21 protein-coding genes are annotated in these 20,591 nt (G+C 70.9%); 7 read left to right on the forward strand and 14 right to left on the reverse strand.

Going from position 1 to position 20,591, the window contains the following annotated elements:
• Positions 1 to 87 precede the first annotated feature (87 nt).
• Positions 88 to 1,242: an adenosine deaminase gene (locus ACLLJJ_RS24895; protein ID WP_434595544.1), complete on the forward strand. Its 1,155-nt coding sequence runs from the start codon at positions 88 to 90 to the stop codon at positions 1,240 to 1,242.
• A gap of 131 nt (positions 1,243 to 1,373) precedes the next feature.
• A complete protein-coding gene (locus tag ACLLJJ_RS24900) occupies positions 1,374 to 1,712 on the forward strand; it encodes an ATP-binding protein (RefSeq protein ID WP_434595546.1) in 339 nt (112 codons plus the stop codon).
• A 99-nt stretch (positions 1,713 to 1,811) separates the two neighbouring features.
• Here ACLLJJ_RS24900 and ACLLJJ_RS24905 read toward each other — a convergent pair whose 3' ends face one another.
• The 5 genes from ACLLJJ_RS24905 to afsQ1 form a co-directional block, all read right to left on the reverse strand.
• Positions 1,812 to 2,012, reverse strand: a complete 201-nt coding sequence (locus ACLLJJ_RS24905) for a PspC domain-containing protein (RefSeq protein WP_283520912.1) — start codon at positions 2,010 to 2,012, stop codon at positions 1,812 to 1,814.
• A 91-nt stretch (positions 2,013 to 2,103) separates the two neighbouring features.
• Positions 2,104 to 2,658, reverse strand: coding sequence for a VanZ family protein (locus ACLLJJ_RS24910; protein ID WP_434595548.1), 555 nt, complete (start codon positions 2,656 to 2,658; stop codon positions 2,104 to 2,106).
• A 70-nt stretch (positions 2,659 to 2,728) separates the two neighbouring features.
• Entirely contained in the window at positions 2,729 to 3,376 is a 648-nt protein-coding gene (locus ACLLJJ_RS24915; protein WP_434595550.1) for a hypothetical protein, read from the reverse strand.
• Complete coding sequence (locus ACLLJJ_RS24920) at positions 3,361 to 4,911, reverse strand: ATP-binding protein (protein WP_434595552.1); 1,551 nt, start codon at positions 4,909 to 4,911, stop codon at positions 3,361 to 3,363. The genes ACLLJJ_RS24915 and ACLLJJ_RS24920 overlap by 16 nt, the downstream gene beginning before the upstream one ends.
• Positions 4,908 to 5,585, reverse strand: a complete 678-nt coding sequence (gene afsQ1, locus ACLLJJ_RS24925) for a two-component system response regulator AfsQ1 (protein WP_434595554.1) — start codon at positions 5,583 to 5,585, stop codon at positions 4,908 to 4,910. Before afsQ1 ends, ACLLJJ_RS24920 begins: the two co-directional genes overlap by 4 nt.
• 215 nt (positions 5,586 to 5,800) lie before the next feature.
• Here afsQ1 and ACLLJJ_RS24930 point away from each other — a divergent pair, with 215 nt between their 5' ends.
• Positions 5,801 to 6,586: a SigE family RNA polymerase sigma factor gene (locus ACLLJJ_RS24930; protein ID WP_434595556.1), complete on the forward strand. Its 786-nt coding sequence runs from the start codon at positions 5,801 to 5,803 to the stop codon at positions 6,584 to 6,586.
• A gap of 184 nt (positions 6,587 to 6,770) precedes the next feature.
• On the opposite strand, the gene ACLLJJ_RS24935 is transcribed toward ACLLJJ_RS24930, so the two are convergent.
• On the reverse strand, positions 6,771 to 7,406 hold the full coding sequence (locus ACLLJJ_RS24935) for a uridine kinase family protein (protein ID WP_434595557.1): 636 nt from the start codon (positions 7,404 to 7,406) through the stop codon (positions 6,771 to 6,773).
• Positions 7,407 to 7,534: 128 nt separating this feature from the next.
• Here ACLLJJ_RS24935 and ACLLJJ_RS24940 point away from each other — a divergent pair, with 128 nt between their 5' ends.
• Entirely contained in the window at positions 7,535 to 7,954 is a 420-nt protein-coding gene (locus ACLLJJ_RS24940) for a hypothetical protein (RefSeq protein WP_434595558.1), read from the forward strand.
• Positions 7,955 to 8,059: 105 nt separating this feature from the next.
• Here the strand turns inward: ACLLJJ_RS24940 and ACLLJJ_RS24945 are convergent, their stop codons facing one another.
• Genes ACLLJJ_RS24945 through deoC form a run of 3 tightly spaced genes read right to left on the reverse strand, consistent with a single transcriptional unit; the run spans position 8,060 to position 11,359 of the window.
• On the reverse strand, positions 8,060 to 8,983 hold the full coding sequence (locus tag ACLLJJ_RS24945) for an aldehyde dehydrogenase family protein (RefSeq protein ID WP_434595560.1): 924 nt from the start codon (positions 8,981 to 8,983) through the stop codon (positions 8,060 to 8,062).
• Positions 8,976 to 10,412, reverse strand: a complete 1,437-nt coding sequence (locus tag ACLLJJ_RS24950; RefSeq protein ID WP_434600512.1) for an aldehyde dehydrogenase family protein — start codon at positions 10,410 to 10,412, stop codon at positions 8,976 to 8,978. The genes ACLLJJ_RS24945 and ACLLJJ_RS24950 overlap by 8 nt, the downstream gene beginning before the upstream one ends.
• Complete coding sequence (gene deoC / locus ACLLJJ_RS24955; protein WP_434595562.1) at positions 10,409 to 11,359, reverse strand: deoxyribose-phosphate aldolase; 951 nt, start codon at positions 11,357 to 11,359, stop codon at positions 10,409 to 10,411. The genes ACLLJJ_RS24950 and deoC overlap by 4 nt, the downstream gene beginning before the upstream one ends.
• Before the next feature lie 306 nt (positions 11,360 to 11,665).
• On the opposite strand from deoC, the gene ACLLJJ_RS24960 reads away from it, so the two are divergent.
• Positions 11,666 to 12,301 (forward strand): PH domain-containing protein, encoded by a 636-nt coding sequence (locus tag ACLLJJ_RS24960; protein WP_434595564.1) that lies wholly within the window; start codon positions 11,666 to 11,668, stop codon positions 12,299 to 12,301.
• A gap of 24 nt (positions 12,302 to 12,325) precedes the next feature.
• Here the strand turns inward: ACLLJJ_RS24960 and ACLLJJ_RS24965 are convergent, their stop codons facing one another.
• The 4 genes from ACLLJJ_RS24965 to ACLLJJ_RS24980 all read right to left on the reverse strand — a co-directional run bounded on the left by ACLLJJ_RS24965 (position 12,326) and on the right by ACLLJJ_RS24980 (position 17,053).
• Complete coding sequence (locus tag ACLLJJ_RS24965; RefSeq protein WP_434595566.1) at positions 12,326 to 13,546, reverse strand: hypothetical protein; 1,221 nt, start codon at positions 13,544 to 13,546, stop codon at positions 12,326 to 12,328.
• A 182-nt stretch (positions 13,547 to 13,728) separates the two neighbouring features.
• Positions 13,729 to 15,393, reverse strand: a complete 1,665-nt coding sequence (locus tag ACLLJJ_RS24970; RefSeq protein ID WP_434595568.1) for a phospho-sugar mutase — start codon at positions 15,391 to 15,393, stop codon at positions 13,729 to 13,731.
• Between the two features lie 161 nt (positions 15,394 to 15,554).
• Positions 15,555 to 16,385 (reverse strand): purine-nucleoside phosphorylase, encoded by an 831-nt coding sequence (locus ACLLJJ_RS24975; protein ID WP_434595570.1) that lies wholly within the window; start codon positions 16,383 to 16,385, stop codon positions 15,555 to 15,557.
• A 230-nt stretch (positions 16,386 to 16,615) separates the two neighbouring features.
• Positions 16,616 to 17,053: a gamma-glutamylcyclotransferase gene (locus ACLLJJ_RS24980; RefSeq protein WP_283520925.1), complete on the reverse strand. Its 438-nt coding sequence runs from the start codon at positions 17,051 to 17,053 to the stop codon at positions 16,616 to 16,618.
• A 139-nt stretch (positions 17,054 to 17,192) separates the two neighbouring features.
• Here ACLLJJ_RS24980 and ACLLJJ_RS24985 point away from each other — a divergent pair, with 139 nt between their 5' ends.
• Positions 17,193 to 18,632 (forward strand): NAD(P)H-quinone dehydrogenase, encoded by a 1,440-nt coding sequence (locus ACLLJJ_RS24985; RefSeq protein ID WP_434595572.1) that lies wholly within the window; start codon positions 17,193 to 17,195, stop codon positions 18,630 to 18,632.
• 145 nt (positions 18,633 to 18,777) lie between these two features.
• Positions 18,778 to 19,770: a DeoR/GlpR family DNA-binding transcription regulator gene (locus ACLLJJ_RS24990; RefSeq protein ID WP_434595574.1), complete on the forward strand. Its 993-nt coding sequence runs from the start codon at positions 18,778 to 18,780 to the stop codon at positions 19,768 to 19,770.
• Between the two features lie 94 nt (positions 19,771 to 19,864).
• Here the strand turns inward: ACLLJJ_RS24990 and ACLLJJ_RS24995 are convergent, their stop codons facing one another.
• Positions 19,865 to 20,488 carry a TetR/AcrR family transcriptional regulator gene (locus tag ACLLJJ_RS24995; RefSeq protein WP_434595576.1) on the reverse strand — a complete coding sequence of 208 codons (624 nt, stop codon included), beginning with the start codon at positions 20,486 to 20,488 and terminating at the stop codon, positions 19,865 to 19,867.
• Between the last annotated feature and the right edge of the window lie 103 nt (positions 20,489 to 20,591).

Raw genomic sequence — 20,591 nt, forward strand, 5'->3', positions numbered from 1 at the left:
AAGGCCAGATGTACTCCACCCGTACGCACGGTCACTGTTACGTATCGACAGGAGGTGATCTACGCGCGTAGGCACTAGAGTGCCCAGATGACGAGCGAGACCCTCAATACGCCCACCGCGGACCAGATCCGCCGCGCCCCGAAGGTGCTGCTCCACGACCACCTCGACGGTGGCCTGCGGCCCGGCACGATCATCGACCTCGCCCGCGAAGCGGGCTATGAGGCACTCCCCGAGAGCGACGCCGACAAGCTCGGCCTGTGGTTCCGCGAGGCCGCGGACTCCGGCTCACTGGAGCGCTACCTGGAGACCTTCGCGCACACCTGCGCCGTCATGCAGACGCGTGACGCGCTCTTCCGCGTCGCCGCGGAGTGCGCCGAGGACCTCGCCGAGGACGGCGTCGTCTACGCCGAGGTGCGGTACGCCCCCGAGCAGCACCTGGAGCAGGGGCTGACCCTCGAAGAGGTCGTCGAGGCCGTCAACGAGGGCTTCCGGGAGGGCGAGCGCCGCGCCAGGGCGAACGGCCACCGCATCCGCGTCGGCGCTCTGCTGACCGCGATGCGGCACGCCGCCCGCGCCCTGGAGATCGCCGAACTCGCCAACCGCTACCGCGACCTGGGCGTCACCGGCTTCGACATCGCCGGCGCCGAGGCAGGTTTCCCGCCCACCAGGCACCTCGACGCCTTCGAGTACCTCAAGCGCGAGAACAACCACTTCACCATCCACGCGGGCGAGGCCTTCGGCCTCCCGTCGATCTGGCAGGCGCTCCAGTGGTGCGGCGCCGACCGGCTCGGCCACGGGGTGCGCATCATCGACGACATCGAGGTCGCCGAGGACGGCAGCGTCAAGCTGGGCCGCCTCGCCTCGTACGTACGCGACAAGCGCATTCCGCTGGAGATGTGCCCGACGTCGAACCTGCAGACGGGCGCGGCCGATTCGTACGCCGAGCATCCGATCGGCCTGCTGCGCAAGCTGCACTTCCGGCTGACGGTGAACACCGACAACCGGCTCATGAGCGGTACCGGAATGAGCCGCGAGTTCGAGCACCTGATCGATGCTTTCGGTTACACGCTCGAAGACATGCAGTGGTTCACAGTCAATGCGATGAAATCAGCATTCATTCCTTTCGATGAACGCCTCGCCATGATCAATGACGTGATCAAGCCTGGATATGCCGAGTTGAAATCCGAATGGCTGTTCCGGCAGACCGCCGCGACCAGCGGGTCTTCCTCAATCGGAGGCTGAGTACGCAGGACACGGGGCGGCCGGGAATCGCGGGACTCGGCCGCTTTCGGGTATTTGCGAGGGGCAACGGGACTGGCTAGCTTGCAGAGCCGCTCAAACTCCCCGCTCCCTGTAGCAAGGACGTTTTCTTCATGAAGCAGTCTGCTGCCAAGACGCTCGGTACCGCCGCTCTCGGTGCCGCCTTCGCCGCTGCCGCCGCCGGCGGTGCCGCCGCGGCCCCCGCCGCCCCGGCCCTGCCGGACACGCTCGGCACGCTGAGCACCGTCACCAAGACGCTCCCCGTCGAGCAGTCGCTCGCCGCGCTTCCGTCGAGCGCCCCCGAGATCCTGGCGGTCGGCCAGGAGGCGCTCTCCAGCCTCAGCACGTCGGCGAAGCCCGCGGGCGGCAAGGCCGACCCGGTCGGCGGTCTCCTGGGCGGCCTGCCCACCGGTGGCGCCCTGCCCTCCGGCTCGCTGCCCCTCGGCGGCTGAGCCGACCCCGGCATACCCGCACGCACAAGGGGCGCACACCGGAATCCGGTCTGCGCCCCTTCGGCGTGCATGCCTGCACAGGGCTTCGTACGTCGTGAACTACCAGGCGGTCGTCGAGGTCTTCTCCGCCGGGAGGAAGATCCACAGGCCCAGGTAGATCAGGAACTGCGGGCCGGGCAGCAGACACGAGACCAGGAAGATCACGCGCATCGTCGTCGCGGAGGTGCCGAAGCGCCGTGCCAGCGCAGCGCACACTCCGCCGATCATCCGGCCGTCACGGGGGCGGGCAAGGGCGGTCATGGCGGGCTCCTTAGAAGTGGTCCGGGAGGCACGTCCTGTGTGCTTCTCGTTGCTTCAATACTGCGCCCGACCAAGGGGGCAAAGCATCGCTCTACGGGGCGATCCCGACCCTGGGAATCGTCGGGGTAGCCCCCTGGGGGGCGTCGTCCCGCAGGAGGGCCCGACCCCGAGGCCGCCCGCGCCGCCGCCCGCGCCGCAGCAACGAGCGCCCCACCGGCACGACCGCCAGGTGCGCCAGCGCCACCCCGGCCGTGTTCAGGAGCAGTGAATCCACGTCGACGACCTGGCCGGGCACCCCGGTCTGCAACAGCTCGATCGCCAGCGAGAACAGCGCCCCGGCCGCGACGGTACGGGCCAGCGAACCCAGCGGTGACACCGCGATGCGCCCGCCCACCATCGGCAGCAGCACGCCCAGCGGAGCGAGCAGCAGCAGCGCCTTGCCCATCAGGCGGGCGGCGGGCAGCGGGCCCAGAGCCATGTCCGCCCTGATGCCGGCCAGCGGATGGAAGTTCGGCGCGGTCACCCACGGGACGTCCAGGGGGCGAAGCGTCAGCCACCCGACGTACAACAGATGTGCGACGAGGAGCAGAGTCCCCGCCACGCGGAGTCGAATGATGACGGTGTTTCCGTCGGGGCCATGACGCACGCCCCCCAAGACGCGGTTACCGGCAGGTTCGGTTCCGCCCGGCCCCCGGGTGTGACGAGTCGGTGTCGCGTCAGCCCGCCGGGCGGATCTCCGCGAGCGTCGCGACCCCGTCCGGTCTGGCCTTCAGCGCCTGGGTGCAGCGGTAGCCGCGCACCGGGTCGTCGGACGGACCACCCAGCGCCACGGACTTGTCGGCGCCCGCCGCCGAGCTGTCCGCGTACGTACAGACGATCTGCGCCAGGGCGTGTGTCGGCAGGTCCTCGGGCGGGGAGGTCAGGCGCAGCGCGTCCTTGGGGTCGCCCTTGCGCGGCCCGGAAACGGCCAGTGTCTCCCGTACGTCCGTGGTGAACCCGGCCCGCTTCTCCTCGGCCGACGGCTCCTTCTGGAGCTCTTGGAGGAGGATCTGCGCGACCCGCACCGGGTCGGCCATCAGTTTGTCCTCCGGGATCCGCACCGTCCGGTCCACCGGGACCAGCTGGGTACCGCAGAGCAGATAGACCTGGAGCGGGTCACCGGCCGCCGCCCCGTCGTCGGCGTTCGACGAGGACAGCTCGCACGGCACCCGGGACGGGGCGCCGCCCGCCCGGACCGGCACCGATGTGGTCCGGATCCCACACCCGGCCAGCGCGGCGCAGAGCACGCCGAGACAGGCCAGGGCGATGGCCGCACGCCACGCTCCGACGCGTCGGCCGCCGGCCGAGGTCACTTCTCCTCGCACGTTTCCCCCTCCCGCTCGGCGTCCCCGTCGCTGTAGGACCCCTCGTCCGCCGCCCCCGACACGTCCAGCGGCAGCCGCAGCACGAAGACCGCCCCGCCGTCCGGTGCGTTGGCGGCCGTGATGTCGCCGCCGTGGATGTGCGCGTTCTCCATGGCGATGGACAGGCCGAGCCCGCTGCCCTCGGAGCGCGGCCGTGAGGCACTCGCCTTGTAGAACCGGTCGAAGACATGCGGCAGTACGTCCTCGGGGATGCCGGGGCCGTGGTCCTGCACCTCGATGGTCAGCTCATGGTCGACGACCCGCACCGACACCCGCACCGGCGAACCGCCGTGCTTGAGCGCGTTGCCGATCAGATTCGCCAGGATGACGTCCAGGCGGCGGGGGTCGAGCAGCGCGATGATGCCGCGCTCCGCGTCCAGGTCCACCGCGTCCAGCCAGGCGCGGGCATCGATGCAGGCGGTGACCTGGTCGGCCACATCCACGTCGTCGAGCACAAGACGGGCGGTGCCCGCGTCGAAGCGGGTCACCTCCATCAGGTTCTCGACCAGGTCGTTGAGCCGCCGGGTCTCGCTGACCACCAGGTGCACGGCCGGCGCGATCATCGGGTCGAAGCTGTCCGCCTCGTCCTCCAGGATCTCCGCCACCGCCGTGATCGCGGTCAGCGGCGTCCGCAGTTCGTGCGACATGTCGGCGACGAAGCGGCGGCTCGACTCCTCGCGCGCGGTCATGTCCGCGACCTTCTTCTCCAGTGACTCGGCGGTCCTGTTGAACGTGCGGGACAGATCGGCCAGCTCGTCCGTACCCGACACCCGCAGCCGGGTTTCCAGCTTGCCCTCACCGAGCCGCCGCGCCGCGTCGCCCAACCGCTGCACGGGCTTGAGCACAGTGGTCGCCGCCGCCTGCGCGAGCAGCGCCGAACCGAGCAGGGCGAGGCCGGTGGCGATGGCCAGCGACCAGGCGAGCGAGTTCAGATCCTCACGCTCCTGCTCCAGCGAGGTGAGCATGTACCCGGCGGGCCCGCCACCGATCACTTTCGTACCGGCCACCAGGAACGGCTTGCTGTTGGGGCTGATCCGCAACCAGTAGAGGTGGTACGGAACATCATTGGGCTCCGTCACCTCCTGCTTGTGGTTCACCGCCTCCTGGAGCTCGTCCGGCACCTGGTCGAGGGTGAAGGAGTCGATGTCGGAATTGCCCACGATCGGCTTGCCCGCGGCCCGTTCGTCGACGAGTACCACGCTGTAGCCGGGGCTGCTGCTGGTCGCCATCTGCGTGGCCGTGGACTCCAGCTCGCTCTGGGTCGGCCGCAACGGCAGCGTGGCGGCGCGGTTCTGCATCTCCTGGCGGAAGTCGTTCAGCGCCGCGTCCTGGGTACGGGTCAGCACCGCCTCGCGGTTGAGCCAGTACGCGATGCCCGACGCGGAGACGGCAGCCGTCAGCGCCACCAGGGCGAAGACGATGACGAGGCGCAGTCGCAGACTGGTCCAGCGCAACCCGGCCAGGAGGCCCCGCCTGGGAGCCGGGGCCTCTGTCACGAAGGCGTGTCCAGCCGGTAGCCCACGCCCCGTACCGTACGGATCAGGGTCGGCGAGGACGGCACGTCCTCGACCTTCGCCCGCAGCCGCTGGACACAGGCGTCGACCAGCCGTGAGTCACCGAGATAGTCGTGCTCCCATACCAGGCGCAGGAGTTGCTGGCGCGACAGTGCCTGGCCGGGCCGGCGGCTCAGTTCCAGCAACAACCGCAGCTCGGTCGGCGTGAGCTGCAGGTCCTCACCGTTCTTGGTGACCGTCATGGCGGAGCGGTCGATCACGACATTGCCGAAGGAGGCCGCGTCGTTGGTCTCCCGCTCGCCGCGTCGCAGCACCGCCCGGATCCGGGCGTCGAGTACCCGCCCCTGCACCGGTTTGACGACATAGTCGTCGGCGCCCGACTCCAGGCCGACCACCACATCGATGTCGTCACTGCGCGCGGTCAGCAGGATGATCGGCAGTTGGTCCGTTCGTCGAATACGTCGGCACACCTCGAATCCATCGATGCCGGGCAGCATCACGTCCAGCACGATCAGATCCGGCCGCTGCTCGCGCAACAGTTTCAGGCCGTCCTCTCCCGTCGCCGCGGTGGCCACTTGGTGGCCCTGGCGTGACAGCGAGAGTTCGAGGGCCGTGCGGATGGCGTCGTCGTCCTCGATCAGCAACAGGAAAGGCACAGAGGTCATTCTGGCCCATGGGGGAGGAGGAGTTCGACAGTTGCGGCGCTCCCATACCGCTCCCGCACCTCGCGCGTACGGCTCCCGCACCGTATCCCCGGCAGGAACTTCCCCTGTGACAGGCCTGTGACAGTCGGGGGACACCCCGATGAAACTGCCGGGGCAAGCTGTTGGTCACACGGACAGCAACGGACTCCACCGACGGGGGGCGCGAGATGAACGCACTGCAGAGCACCACTTCCAGCGCAGTTGTCACGCGTCTTCACGACGTAATCAGGAGCACCGAGAAGTCCGGTGCCGGAGGGGGCACCTCCCTGGTCGAGCGGAACCGGGACCTTGGGGGAGGTCGGGGGTGCGCACTCGGCGCCGGGCGTCAGCGCACGCAGGCCATGCACAGGGCTGCGGTGGTTGTTGACGCATCTGTGGGGGGTAACGGGGGAACGGCGTACGGGGAGACAACGGGGGATGGCGTTTCTGCGTCGGAGGCGGAGTTCACCGCCTACGTCCAGGCACGTCGGGCCTCCCTGTACGCAACCGCCTACCACCTGACCGGTGACCGGTTCGAGGCCGAGGACCTCCTGCAGAGCGCACTGTTCTCGACGTACCGCGCCTGGGACAGGATCAGCGACAAGGCCGCGGTGGGCGGCTATCTGCGCCGCACGATGACCAATCTGCACATCAGCGCCTGGCGGCGGCGCAAGCTCAACGAATACCCGACCGAGGAGCTGCCGGAGACGGTGGGCGACACGGACGCGATGCGCGGCACCGAGCTGCGCGCCGTGCTCTGGCAGGCGCTCGCCCGGCTGCCCGAACTCCAGCGCACGATGCTGGTCCTCCGCTACTACGAGGGCCGCACCGACCCGGAGATCGCCGACATTCTCGACATCAGTGTCGGCACGGTGAAGTCCAGCATCTGGCGGTCGCTCCGCCGGATGCGTGAGGACCAGGTCCTCAGCTTCGGTCGTGACGAGGAGGAGTCCTTCGGCGAGTTGGTGGCCTGAGGGATCGGGGGGAGCCGCTGTTTCGGGGGAAACGGCGGCAGTCCGGGGGGACACGGGGGACCGCGGGGGGACGGGGGAACAGCAGGACCGGGGGCCGGGGGGTCCTTCCGGTCCTGCTTTTCTCTGTACGGACCTGTACGGACCTGCGCGGCTACGTGGGCTGCGCGTCCACGTCTCCGTGTGCCTACGCCGTCGCGCCGCGCGCCTTGACGCAACGGCCCGCCGCCGCCGCGGCGAGCCGGCCCAGCGCCTCTTCCTTGCCGCAGGGATGCGCGCCCAGCGCGGCCTGTCGCGCGACGATCCCGCGCTCCGCCCGCATCAGCCGCCAGCCGCGCCTCAGCAGGAACGGCACGGACTTGCGGCCCTCGCGCAGATCGCGCGTCAGCCGCCGCCGGAAAGTCGTCGCGGGGCGACCGCGCAGACAGATCGCGTCCGCGAGCACATCGATGCCCTGACAGCGGGCGACGATGTCCGCGGCGAAAATCCCCTCGGCCACGAACAGCGGCGTGCGCTCGATGTCGAGCGTCTCCCTGTCCACGCGCGAGCTGGTCGCGAGGGAGTACACGGGAACGGTCGTGCGTCCCGTCCGGCACAACTCCCCTATCGCCGCGACGGCGGCGTCCGCGTCCCAGGACAGCGGTGAGTCCCAGTCGATGTCCGTACTGCCCGCGACCTGGGGAAGTGACGGATCGTCGCCCTCCTTGTAGAAGTCGTCGAGGCGCAGCACGGGCAGGCCCGTACGGGCGGCGAGTGACGACTTCCCGGAACCGGAAGGTCCTGTCAGCAGGACGACGCGCGTGGGTATGGGGGATGAGCTCACGGGAAACAATTGTGCGGCATGGGATCGGCCAGGGGACCCGTCCGTGTTGGCGTTGGTATCGGGCGCCCGGATTCAACTACTCTGCGTACCCTGACGATTACCCAGCCAGGCGGGAACCCCTGATCCTCATGTCACGACACGCAGCTCCCAAGCCCCCCCGGCGCGCCCTACTGCGCGCAGGTCTGACCCTCACGGCCGCGGGGGCGGCCCTCGCGTCGGGCGGCGCGGCGCAGGCGGCGCCGGCTCCCGACCTGGTGCGGGCGACCGGCGCACCCCACCTGATCGACGCCCTCGAAGAGGTCTCCCCGACCACGATCGTGACCGGCGCGCTCGAGAACGCGACATCGGGTGGGCTGGGCCCCGTCAAGGACCTCCGGCTGAATCCGCTGTCGGGTACCGCTGCGGACCCGCTGGACAACGTGGTGGGCACTCAGGTCGCCGACTTCAAGCCGCTCAGCACCGGCCTGGTGACGAGCCCGCTGAGCGAGGGCGCCGGGGTGCGGACCCTGCCCCTCGTGGGCGACGTCGTGTCCGTGCTGCCGGGCTGAGCGAAGCCGTACGCGGAAAGGCCCGGGCCGCACCTGCGCGAAAGGCGCCCGCGCCGCTGTCGGGCGGTGCGGGGGCCTTTCGCGTGGAGCCTTGGGGCCCGGGGGTCAGTACGCCGAGCCGGACGCGCCCAGCGAACCCGTCGGGTGCCAGACCGTCTTCGTTTCCAGGAACGCCGTCATGCGGTGCGTGCCCGGGTCCGCCGACCAGTCGGCGCCGCCCACAGCCTGTGGACGCAGAACGCGCTTGAGGTTGTCCGCCGCCGCGATCTCCAGCTCCGTCGCGAGCGCGGTGTCCGCGCCCGTGAGGTCGATCGCGTTGACGTCCTGGTGCGCCGCCAGCGACGGGGTGATCTCCGCGGTGCGGCCGGTGAGGATGTTGACCACACCGCCCGGGACGTCGGAGGTCGCGAGCACCTCGCCCAGCGACAGGGCGGGCAGCGGGGACTTCTCGGAGGCGACCACGACCACCGTGTTGCCGGTCGCGATGGCCGGGGCGACGACGGACACCAGGCCGAGCAGGGACGACTCCTGCGGGGCGATCACCGTCACCACGCCCGTCGGCTCCGGCGTCGAGAGGTTGAAGAACGGCCCCGCGACCGGGTTCGCGCCGCCCACGATCTGGGCGATCTTGTCGGTCCAGCCCGCGTACCAGACCCAGCGGTCGATCGCCGCGTCCACGACCGCCGCGGCCTTCGACTTCGACAGGCCCTCGGCCTCGGCCACCTCGCGCACGAACTGGTCCTTGCGGCCCTCCAGCATCTCGGCGACGCGGTAGAGGACCTGGCCGCGGTTGTACGCCGTGGCGCCCGCCCAACCGCCGAACGCCTTGCGCGCGGCGACGACCGCGTCACGCGCGTCCTTGCGGGACGAGAGAGGCGCGTTGGCGAGCCACTTGCCCTTGCTGTCCTGCACCTCGTACACCCGGCCGCTCTCGCTGCGGGGGAACTTGCCCCCGACGTACAGCTTGTAGGTCTTGAAGACGCCCAGTCGCCGCGCGGCGGAGCCGCTGATTGATTCGCGCTCAGACATTGAGGTACGCCTCCAGGCCGTGACGGCCGCCTTCACGGCCGTAGCCCGACTCCTTGTAGCCGCCGAAGGGCGAGGTCGGGTCGAACTTGTTGAACGTGTTGGCCCACACCACGCCCGCACGGAGCTTGCCGGCCACCGCGAGGATGCGGGAGCCCTTCTCCGTCCAGATGCCGGCGGACAGGCCGTACTGGCTGTTGTTGGCCTTGGCGACGGCCTCGTCGGGCGTGCGGAAGGACAGCACCGAGAGGACCGGGCCGAAGATCTCGTCGCGCGCGACGGTGTGCGCCTGGGTGACGTTGGTGAAGAGCGTCGGGGCGAACCAGTAGCCGGCGGAGGGCAGTGCGCACGGCGCGGTCCAGCGCTCGGCGCCCTCCGCCTCGCCCGTCTCGGTGAGCGCGGTGATACGGGCCAGCTGCTCGGCCGAGTTGATCGCGCCGATGTCGGTGTTCTTGTCCAGCGGGTCGCCCAGGCGCAGCGTGGAGAGCCTGCGCTTGAGGCTCTCCAGCAGCTCGTCCTGGATCGACTCCTGGACCAGCAGCCGCGAGCCCGCGCAGCAGACCTGGCCCTGGTTGAAGAAGATGCCGGTGACGATGCCCTCGACGGCCTGGTCGATGGGGGCGTCGTCGAAGACGATGTTCGCGCCCTTGCCGCCCAGTTCGAGGGTGACCTTCTTCGACGTACCGGCCACGGAACGGGCGATGGCCTTGCCGACATTGGTGGAGCCGGTGAAAGCGACCTTGTTGACGTCGGGGTGCTCGACGAGCGCCGCGCCCGCGTCGCCGTATCCGGGCAGGATGTTGACGACGCCGCGCGGGAGGCCCGCCTGGCGGCAGATGTCGGCGAAGAAGAGCGCGGAGAGCGGGGTCGTCTCGGCGGGCTTGAGCACCACCGTGTTGCCGGTGGCGAGCGCCGGGGCGATCTTCCACGCGAGCATCAGGAGGGGGAAGTTCCAGGGGATGATCTGGCCGGCGACGCCCAACGGCGCGGGGTTGGCCCCGTACCCCGCGTGGTCGAGCTTGTCGGCCCAGCCCGCGTAGTAGAAGAAGTGCGCGGCGACCAGCGGGAGGTCCGCGTCGCGGGTCTCCCTGATCGGCTTGCCGTTGTCGAGGGTCTCCAGGACGGCCAGCTCGCGCGAGCGCTCCTGAATGATCCGCGCGATCCGGAACAGGTACTTGGCGCGCTCGGCGCCGGGCAGCGCCGACCACTTCTCGAAGGCCCTGCGGGCGGCCTTCACGGCCCGGTCCACGTCTTCGGTGCCGGCGCGGGCGACCTCGGAGAGGACTTCCTCGGTGGACGGGCTGACGGTCTTGAAGACCTGGCCGTCGGCCGCTTCGGTGAACTCGCCGTCGATGAACAGGCCGTAGCTCGGCGCGATGTCGACGACGGAACGGGACTCGGGTGCGGGAGCGTACTCAAAAGCCATGGTCAGTCCACCGTCACGTAATCGGGGCCGGAGTAGCGGCCGGTGCTGAGCTTCTGACGCTGCATCAGCAGGTCGTTCAGCAGCGAGGAGGCGCCGAAGCGGAACCACTCGTTGCTGAGCCAGTCCTCGCCGGCCGTCTCGTTGACCAGCACCAGGAACTTGACCGCGTCCTTGGTGGTGCGGATGCCGCCGGCCGGCTTCACACCGACCTGCACTCCGGTCTGGATGCGGAAGTCGCGGACGGCCTCCAGCATCAGCATGGTGTTGGAGGGCGTCGCGTTGACCGCGACCTTGCCGGTCGACGTCTTGATGAAGTCGGCGCCGGCCAGCATGCCGAGCCAGGAGGCGCGGCGGATGTTGTCGTACGTCGCGAGCTCGCCGGTCTCGAAGATGACCTTGAGGCGGGCGCGGTCGCCGCACTCGGCCTTCACGGCCACGATCTCCTCGTAGACCTTGAGGTAGTGCCCGGCCAGGAACGCGCCCCGGTCGATCACCATGTCGATCTCGTCGGCCCCGGCGGCGATGGCGTCGCGCACGTCCGCGAGCTTCACCGGCAGCGCGGCGCGGCCGGCCGGGAACGCGGTGGCGACGGAGGCGACCTTGATGCCGGTGCCGGCCAACGCCTCCTTGGCGGTCGCCGCCATGTCCGGATAGACGCAGATCGCGGCGACCCGGGGGGTCGTGCGGTCGGTCGGGTCGGGATGGGCGCCCTTGGCGCAGAGCGCCCGGACCTTGCCCGGGGTGTCCGCGCCTTCGAGCGTGGTCAGGTCGATCATCGAAATGGCCAGGTCGATGGCGTACGCCTTCGCCGTGGTCTTGATCGAACGGGTGCCGAGGGACGCGGCGCGCGCTTCGAGGCCGACGGTGTCTACGCCGGGCAACCCGTGCAGGAAGCGGCGCAGCGCACCGTCGGACGCGGTGGCGTCGACGAATGCGGGTGCAGTGGTGGGCATGGTCACCAGGGGAGCATATCTACGCGCGTAGCGGCCTGTACAGCCCTGGATCGGGGTTGGTCCGCCGACTACGGGACGTGACCGGTCCGGCGATCTCCGTGACGCCCCGTGGGGCGGGCCGACCGGATCGGGCGGCGCAGCGGAGGCGTCACGTCCGGCGGGTAGGGCCGCGCCGCCCTCGGCGGGCACTTCGACACCGCCGGGGGCCCGGCCGTGGTCAGGAACCTGGCGCGCGCCACGGGTACGTTGCCGTACCGCAATGTCCCCACGGCTCCCCGTCGTCGCCGGTCAGGCAGAATCGGCGTCATGACAAGCAGCCCCACACCGAGTGCCGAGCCGACGTACGCCGACCGGACCTATCGGTCGCCCTCCGCCATGGTGGGAGGTGTCCTGCTGCTCGCACTGGGCATCTGGATCGGCGGTGACGCGCTGGTGCGCGGTCATGGACGTACGCCGTGGGTGGCGCTGGCGGGGCTGCTCTTCGCCGTGCCACTCGTCGTCGCGTACACGCTGCGGCCCGCTGTCTTCGCCAGCGACCACCGGATGAAGGTCCGCAATCCGTTCCGCACGATCACGCTGCCCTGGGCGTCCGTCGAGGGCGTACAGGCCGGTTACTCCAGTGAGGTACTCGCGGACGGTAAGAAGTACCAGATGTGGGCGGTGCCCGTCTCGCTGCGCCAGCGCAAGCGGGTCGCCCGCAGGCAGACGAAGGCCGCGCACGACGACCCGTACAACAGGACCTCCGTGTCCGCCGACGTCACCGACACGCACGCCCGCAAGGCCGTCGCCGACCAGACCATCGGCGATCTGCGTGACCTGGCGGAGCGGTTCGCCGGTGAGCCGTCGGCGCAGGGTGCCCCCGTGGTGCGCTGGGGGTACGAGGTCATCGCGCCGAGCGCGGTGGGCGCGGTGGTGCTGATCCTGCTCCTCGTGCTCGGCTGAGACGGCCGAAGGCGTGGGGCCCGGCTACGGCGGGCCCGTCCACAGCAGGTGCGTGTACGCCCCGAACCACACCGACGACAGGGCCATGCCGCCCATCACCAGCACCGCGACCAGCGGTCTCGCCCGCACCACGGCCAGTGCGATCGGCAGCAGCAGCGGGAAGCCCGGCACCAGGAAGCGGGCGCGTGGGAAGTAGACGCCGCCGCTGCCGACGACCACCAGCAGCAGGACGCCCGTGAAGACCAGCAGCGGGATCGGCTGGCGGTCGGCCAGGCACAGCAGGAACAGGGCGACGGAGGCGATCAGCACGATCGTCACCACCACCAGGAACAGATGCGGTCTGGACTGGTAGAGCAGGAAGCGCCGCATCTCGCGCAGCGTGTCGGCGCCGCCGTCCCACTCGTTGAGCCACAGCTTCTGCACGGCGAGGTAGCCGTCCCAGCGGCCGAGGCGCAGACCCACCCAGGCGACGTAACCGAACCAGCCCAGCGGCGCGAGCAGCCCGGCCGCGAGGGCCGCCCGGTCGATGCTCCGCCCGCGCCGCCACGACCGCCACAGGACCACCGCCGCGGTCACCGAGACGGCCGCCGCGACCGCGACACCGGTCGGGCGGGTCAGTCCGGCCAGCGCGGCGAGCGAACCTGCCCACAGCCAGCGGCCGGTGAGTACGGCGTACAGCGCCCACGCCGTCAGTGCGGTGAACAGGGCCTCCGTGTAACCCATCCACTGGACGATCGCGACCGGCATCGAGCCCCAGAGCACCGTCAGCGCGGTGCCCGCGCGGCGGCCGTACAGGTGGTCGCCGATCGCGAAGATGCCCCAGGCCGCGACCAGTGAGCAGGCCACCGCGATCAGCAGTCCGACCGAGGCGCGCGAGCCCGGTGTGAAGCCTGCGACGGCCTTGACGAGCACCGGGTAGAGCGGGAAGAAGGCCAGGTTGTTGCTGTTGCGGCGGGTGCCGAGGGCCGTGTCGTACCCCTGGTCGGCGATCTCCAGGTACCAGCCGGAGTCCCAGGAGGTGGCGAGCGCGGGCCACAGGCCGTGGCCCCGGAGGTGGGACCAGTGGGCGAGCACCACGACCCCCAGCAGCCGGAGTGCGAAGTAACCGAGCAGCGCGGGAGCGGCCCGCCGCAGCGCGCGTGCCACTCGCTCCCGCGTCCGCACGCGCCTGACCTGGAAGGTGGGGGCGGACCGGCGGGGGGCCCGGTGGTGGCGATCGGTCACCGGGGGTGCGGTCGGGGGCACTGCGGCAGCTCCTGGGACTCGGCGGGGGTACCGGGTCACCCTTCTCCCGTGATCGGGAAAAGGCACGGGCGCTGCGACAACTGCCGTACCGAAATCACTCGTTCGGGCAGTCGGTCCCCGGTTCGGGAACCGACTGCCGTTGCGGGCTCCGAGCTCTGGCCTCGGCGTGCGGTGCGTGCCGGTCAGATTCCGGCGGCGGCCGACAGATCGCGCTTGATCGCGGCGAGAATCTCGTCCGCGCGGCTACGGGCCGACGCGAGCCCTTCCGGACCGGCGACCGGCACGACCGCCTCCAGATAGCACTTGAGCTTGGGCTCGGTGCCGCTCGGGCGCACGATGACCCGGGCCTCGACCTCGCCGTCCAGGTGGTAGCGCAGCCCGTCGGTGGGCGGCAGCAGCTCGGAGCCCTCGTTGAGGTCCTCGGCGCTGACGACCGTGAGGCCCGCGAGCGCGCCGGGCGGCTGCTCACGCAGCCGGCGCATCGCGTTCGCGATGACCGTCAGGTCGTCGACGCGCACCGACAGCTGGTCGGTGGCGTGCAGACCGTGCTCGACGGCGAGGTCGTCGAGCAGGTCCAGGAGCGTGCGGCCCTGCTCCTTGAGCTCCGAGGCCAGCTCGGCGACGGCCAGCGCGGCGGTGATGCCGTCCTTGTCGCGTACGCCTTCGGGGTCGACGCAGTAGCCGAGGGCCTCCTCGTAGCCGTAGCGCAGGCCGTCTACGCGGGCGATCCACTTGAAGCCGGTGAGCGTCTCCGCGTGATCGACACCCGCGGCCCGCGCGATGCGGCCCAGCAGCGACGACGACACGATCGACTCGGCGAAGGTGCCCACGGCGCCGTGCGCCACGAGGTGCGAGGCCAACAGCGCGCCGACCTCGTCGCCGCGCAGCATCCGCCAGCCGCTGTGCGCCGCCGGGTCCGGGACGGCGACGGCGCAGCGGTCCGCGTCCGGGTCGTTGGCGATGATCAGGTCGGGGGCGGGTTCGGCCCGCCGGGCGGTCGCGAAGGCCAGGTCCATGGCCCCCGGCTCCTCCGGATTGGGGAAGGCGACCGTGGGGAAGTCGGGGTCGGGCTCTGCCTGCTCGGCGACGAGCACCGGCGCGGGGAATCCGGCCCGCGCGAAGGCGGCTGTCAGGACGTCCTTGCCGACGCCGTGCAGGGCCGTGTAGACGGCGCGCGCGGTGCGGGGGGTGCCAGGGGTGAGGACGGCGTCCGTGCGCGCGAGATAGGCCTCCAGGACCTCCTCGTCCAGCACGAACCAGCCGTCGTCCGGGCGCGGTACGTCGTGCAGCGACGGCACGGCCGCGATCTCGGCGGCGATCTCCGCGTCGGCGGGCGGCACGATCTGCGAGCCGTCGCCGAGGTAGACCTTGTAGCCGTTGTCGCGGGGTGGGTTGTGGCTCGCGGTGACCTCGACGCCCGCGACGGCGCCCAAGTGCCTTATGGCGAAGGCCAGGACGGGGGTGGGCAGCGGGCGGGGCAGGACGGCGGCGCGCAGTCCTGCGCCGGTCATCACCGCGGCGGTGTCGCGGGCGAAGTCGGCGCTCTTGTGCCGGGCGTCGTAGCCGATGACGACGAGCCCGTCGGTCTGTCCCTGCGCCTTGAGGTACGCGGCGAGGCCTGCGGCGGCGCGGACGACCACCGAGCGGTTCATGCGCATCGGGCCCGCGCCGAGCTCGCCGCGCAGGCCGGCCGTGCCGAACTGGAGGGTGCCGGCGAAGCGGGTGGCGAGCTCGTCGGTGTCTCCGGCCTCCGCGGTGGCGATGAGCTTGGCGAGCTCTTCGCGGGTATCGCTGTCCGGGTCCTCGGCCAGCCAGGCCTGCGCCTGATCGATCAGGTCCTGCTGCACGATGGTCCGCCTCTCGTCTGTGGTGCGTTGCGGTTGCCTGCGGCGCCGTCGCCCTGCCCGTTCCTGCCCGGGCCCCCGGACGCCCTTCGGGCGTGTCCTCGGGCGCCGGGCGGGCTGAGACATTCAGCCCGCCCGGCGCCCGAGGAACGGGGTCGGCGGGGTCAGATGCGGTGCAGGACCCTCGACAGGAGCTCGCCCATGCGGGTCGCCGAGTCGCGGCCCGCCTGGAGGACCTCCTCATGGTTGAGGGGCTCGCCCGTCAGGCCCGCGGCCAGGTTGGTGACCAGGGAGATGCCGAGCACTTCGGCGCCCGCCTCACGGGCCGCGATGGCCTCCAGGACCGTGGACATGCCCACCAGGTCGCCGCCCAGCACCCGGACCATGTTGATCTCGGCGGGCGTCTCGTAGTGCGGGCCGGGGAACTGGACGTACACGCCCTCTTCCAGCGACGCGTCGACCTCCTTGCACAGCGCGCGCAGCCGCGGCGAGTACAGGTCCGTCAGGTCGACGAAGTTCGCACCGATGATCGGCGAGGTCGCCGTCAGGTTGATGTGGTCGCTGATCAGGACCGGCTGGCCGGGGCGCATGCCGGGGCGCAGGCCGCCACAGCCGTTCGTCAGGACGATGGTCTTGCAGCCGGCGGCCACCGCGGTGCGCACGCCGTGGGCGACCGAGGCGACGCCGCGGCCTTCGTAGTAGTGCGTACGGCCGAGGAAGACCAGGGCGCGCTTGTCGCCGATCTTGTAGGAGCGGACCGTGCCCGAGTGGCCGGCGACCGCGGGCTCCGGGAAGCCGGGCAGCTCGGTCACGGCGAACTCGTGCGCGGGCGCGCCCAGCGCCTCCGCTGCGGGCAGCCAGCCGGAGCCCATCACAAGAGCGACGTCATGGGTCTCGGCACCGGTCAGCTCGCGCAGCCGGGCCGCGGCGGCGTCGGCGATGGCGTGGGGGTCGGCGGGTCCGTCGGCGAGGGCCGGAATAACAGATGCGTTCACGCGGACGAGGGTAGCCGGTTCTGGCCTACGCGCGTAGATGTCACTGTCGACGGTGTTGCGATCGTTGCTTTGGCGGTTCCGACGAACGCCGCTGAGGTGGCCGGCGCGGCGCGCGGTTCCGACGAATCCGCGAGCAGCGGCGGTCACGCGCGGCGTGTCCGACGGGCGCCGCCGGGCGGGCCGGCGCGTGCGGATCCGACGGCCCGGCAGCGGGGTGACCGTCCCGCTGCTCAGCAGGGGCGCTTGCGCAGTTCCATCACGTAGTCGTGCGGGGCGCCCGCCGATTCGGCCGCGTCCGCCAGTTCCCCCAGGTAGCGCGCCGACGGCAGCCCGCCCTCGTACCCGTTGAGTACGTAGAGCCAGGTCGCGTCCTCGCCCTCCAGCGTGTGCACCCGCACCCGCATCCGGCGGTAGATGTCCAGGCCCACGCCTTCCCAGCGGTCCATGGAGTCCTCGTCCATGGGGGCGATGTCGTAGAGCGCGACGAAGACCTGGGAGCGCGGGGCCTCCACGATCGTGGCGAGCGCACCCTCCCAGCCCATCGACTCCCCGCCGAAGGTCAGCCGCCAGCCGTTGAGCCAGCCGGTGCTGCGCAGCGGAGAGTGCGGGGCGCGGCGGGTCATGAGCCGCGCGTCGAGGTTGCCGGCGTACGCGGCGTAGAGCGACATGTGATCGAGGGTACGGGAGGGTCCCGCGCGGCGGCTCCCGTACCGGGTCGGAGGTGTTCCGGAGAACCCCCGGGGATCCCTGCCGCCGTTTGGAGGCCCCGGGGCGAATCACCTCGGCGCGTGCGGGACAATGGAGGACGTGACTCGGATCGTGATCATTGGCGGCGGACCCGGCGGATACGAGGCGGCCCTCGTGGGCGCCCAACTCGGCGCGGAGGTGACCGTCGTCGATTGCGACGGTCTGGGCGGGGCGTCGGTGCTCACCGACTGCGTCCCGTCCAAGACTCTGATCGCCACGGCCGAGGTGATGACGACCTTCGACTCTTCGTACGAGGAGTTGGGCATCATCGTCGCGGACGACACCCCGCACATCGACCAGGCGGCCCGCGTCGTCGGCGTGGACCTGGGCAAGGTCAACCGCCGGGTGAAGCGTCTCGCGCTCGCGCAGTCCCACGACATCACCGCGTCCGTTACCCGGGCCGGCGCCCGCGTGCTGCGCGGCCGGGCCCGTCTCGAAGGCCGGCAGGGCGCCGACGGCTCACGCACCGTGGTCGTGGCCGACGCGGACGGCGGCGAGGAGCGCCTCACCGCCGACGCCGTGCTCCTCGCGACCGGCGCGCACCCCCGCGAGATCCCCGACGCCCTCCCCGACGGGGAGCGGATCCTGAACTGGACGCAGGTGTACGACCTCGACGAGCTCCCCGAGGAGCTCATCGTGGTGGGCTCCGGCGTGACCGGCGCCGAGTTCGCCGGCGCGTACCAGGCGCTCGGCTCACGCGTCACTCTGGTCTCCTCGCGCGACCGGGTGCTGCCCGGTGAGGACCCGGACGCCGCCGCCGTACTTGAGGACGTCTTCCGGCGTCGCGGCATGAACGTGATGGCCCGCTCGCGCGCCGAGTCCGCAAAGCGCGTCGGCGACCGCGTCGAGGTGACGCTCTCCGACGGGCGTGTCATCTCCGGCACGCACTGCCTGATGGCCGTCGGCGCCATCCCGAACTCCGCGGGCATGGGCCTGGAGGAGGCCGGGGTCCGGGTCAAGGACTCGGGTCACATCTGGACCGACCGGGTCTCGCGCACCAGCGCGCCCGGTGTGTACGCGGCGGGTGACGTGACCGGGGTGTTCGCGCTCGCGTCGGTCGCGGCCATGCAGGGCCGCATCGCGATGTACCACTTCCTCGGCGACGCGGTCACCCCGCTCAACCTCAAGACCGTCTCGTCGAACGTCTTCACCGACCCCGAGATCGCCACGGTCGGCTACAGCCAGGCCGACGTCGACTCGGGCAAGATCGACGCCCGCGCCGTGAAGCTGCCGCTGCTGCGTAACCCGCGCGCCAAGATGCTGGGCATCCGGGACGGCTTCGTCAAGATTTTCTGCCGGCCGGGCACGGGCATCGTGGTCGGCGGCTGCGTCGTGTCGCCGCGCGCGAGCGAGTTGATCCACCCGATTTCGATCGCCGTCGACAACAACCTGACCGTGGAACAGATCGCGAACGCCTTCACGGTGTACCCGTCCCTTTCGGGTTCGATCGCGGAGGTGGCGCGTCAGCTGCACTCGCGCAAGACGGCGGGCGAAGCGTAGGCCAGGCGCGAGCGGCGGGTAGTACTCCGGCATACGTGCCGGGCGTACGCCGCGTATACCACTTGTCGCTTCAGTTAGCGAACAACTTCTGTTATTCGGCGCAAACTGCTGAAAACTATCGGCCCCTCAGGTTACTGTCAGTTTCGTGTTCGCTGCAGAACGTCGCCAATTGATCCTCGAAATGGTGCGCGCCAACGGGGCTGTTTCGCTCCGTGAGCTCGCCCGTGTCGTCCAGACCTCCGAAGTGACCGTACGGCGGGACGTGCGAGCGCTGGAGGCAGAAGGACTCCTCGACCGCCGACATGGCGGTGCGGTATTGCCGGGCGGATTTACGCGAGAGTCCGGCTTTCCGCAGAAATCCCATCTCGCGACCGCGGAGAAGACGGCCATCGCCGAGCTTGCCGCGGGACTCGTCGAAGAGGGCGAAGCCATCGTCGTCGGCGCCGGTACGACCACGCAGGAGCTGGCCAGACGGCTGGCCCGGGTTCCCGGGCTCACGGTCGTCACCAACTCCCTGCTGGTGGCACAGGCGTTGGCGCATGCCAACCGCGTCGAAGTCGTCATGACCGGCGGCACCCTGCGTGGCTCGAACTATGCGCTCGTCGGCAGTGGGGCCGAGCAGTCCCTCCAGGGGCTGCGCGTCACCCGGGCCTTCCTGTCCGGCAGTGGTCTGACCGCGGAGCGCGGACTCTCCACCTCCAACATGCTGTCGGCGAGCGTCGACAGAGCCCTGGTGCAGGCCGCCGCCGAAGTGGTGGTCCTCGCGGACCACACCAAGCTCGGCACCGACACCATGTTCCAGACCGTGCCGACCGACGTGATCACGCGACTCGTCACCGACGAGCCGCCACCCCACGACGACCGGGCGGCCACCGAGCTGCAGGCCCTGGCCGACCAGGGTGTGCAGATCGCCGTCGCGGGACCGGGAGCCGTGGGCGCCGGGGGTGATGGCGTCCCGACGGGGCGACAGCAGCCCCGCCGGGACATGCCGCTGCCCGGACAGCGGCGTACGCACCCGGGCGGGCCCATCCAGGGCGCCGGAGCGCAGCTGCGCTCCGCCGCCACGTCCCTCGCCGAGCAGCAGTCGGGCCCCGGCGAGCGGGAGCGGGCGCGCGTCGCCGACCTGCGCCGCCGCTGACCGAAGCCGGCCGACGCGCCACGGTCGACGTATCACCGGCTGCCGATGTGCCACCGGCTGCCGACGCGGCACGGGCTGTCGAAGTATCAACCGGCTAAAGCCTCTTGGGCTCTTCCGGTCGCAGGCCCTTCAGGGTCAGCGTCAGTAGACGGTCGGCCAACTCCGGATCGTCCGGAGCCTGTTCGGCGGCCAGCGCGATGGCGTTGGTCAGTTGCATCAGATCCCCGATGGAGACATCGGGCCTGACGACGCCGCTTTCCTGAGCCCGTACGAGCAACCGCTCGCCGGCCTCCCTCATCGACGTGCTGCACCGTGCCAGCGCCGAACTGTCGTCGCGCGAGGCCGACATGAGCTCGCGGGCGAGGCCTTGGTACTCACCCGCATGAGTGATGATGTCGCGCAGCCAGGTCACCAGCGCCGTGCAGGGGGCCTCGCTGTCGGCGAGGGCGCGCGAGTGCGCGAGCAGTTCGTCCACCGCGCCCTGGAAGACCGCGCTCATCAGCGCGTGCCGGTTGGGGAAGTGCCGGTAGAGCGTGCCGATGCCCACCCCGGCGCGGCGCGCGACGTCCTCCAGGGAGGCATCGGTGCCGTGTTCCGCGAACGCGCGGCGGGCCTCGGCGAGCAGCCGCTCGTAGTTGCGGCGCGCGTCGGCGCGCATGGGCCGCCGTGCGGACGTCGCCGACGCGGTCGCCGGCGTCCGTGCATTGCTGGTGGCCATCGCGTCGTCCTCTCCCGGATCCCCTGTGTCGTGCCGCGTGCCACCAGGATGCCAGCGACGGCGTACGTGCATCGACGAAGGCCCCGCCCGGTGCCTTGTCGGC

This window comes from Streptomyces sp. A5-4 (assembly GCF_051131715.1).
Classification (GTDB): domain Bacteria; phylum Actinomycetota; class Actinomycetes; order Streptomycetales; family Streptomycetaceae; genus Streptomyces.

Coding starts and splice junctions, on each gene's coding strand:
- ACLLJJ_RS24895 (WP_434595544.1), top strand. CDS start 88: ATGACGAGCGAGACCCTCAATACGCCCACCGCGGACCAGATCCGCCGC.
- ACLLJJ_RS24900 (WP_434595546.1), top strand. CDS start 1,374: ATGAAGCAGTCTGCTGCCAAGACGCTCGGTACCGCCGCTCTCGGTGCC.
- ACLLJJ_RS24905 (WP_283520912.1), bottom strand. CDS start 2,012: ATGACCGCCCTTGCCCGCCCCCGTGACGGCCGGATGATCGGCGGAGTG.
- ACLLJJ_RS24930 (WP_434595556.1), top strand. CDS start 5,801: ATGAACGCACTGCAGAGCACCACTTCCAGCGCAGTTGTCACGCGTCTT.
- ACLLJJ_RS24940 (WP_434595558.1), top strand. CDS start 7,535: ATGTCACGACACGCAGCTCCCAAGCCCCCCCGGCGCGCCCTACTGCGC.
- ACLLJJ_RS24945 (WP_434595560.1), bottom strand. CDS start 8,983: ATGTCTGAGCGCGAATCAATCAGCGGCTCCGCCGCGCGGCGACTGGGC.
- deoC (WP_434595562.1), bottom strand. CDS start 11,359: ATGCCCACCACTGCACCCGCATTCGTCGACGCCACCGCGTCCGACGGT.
- ACLLJJ_RS24960 (WP_434595564.1), top strand. CDS start 11,666: ATGACAAGCAGCCCCACACCGAGTGCCGAGCCGACGTACGCCGACCGG.
- ACLLJJ_RS24980 (WP_283520925.1), bottom strand. CDS start 17,053: ATGTCGCTCTACGCCGCGTACGCCGGCAACCTCGACGCGCGGCTCATG.
- ACLLJJ_RS24995 (WP_434595576.1), bottom strand. CDS start 20,488: ATGGCCACCAGCAATGCACGGACGCCGGCGACCGCGTCGGCGACGTCC.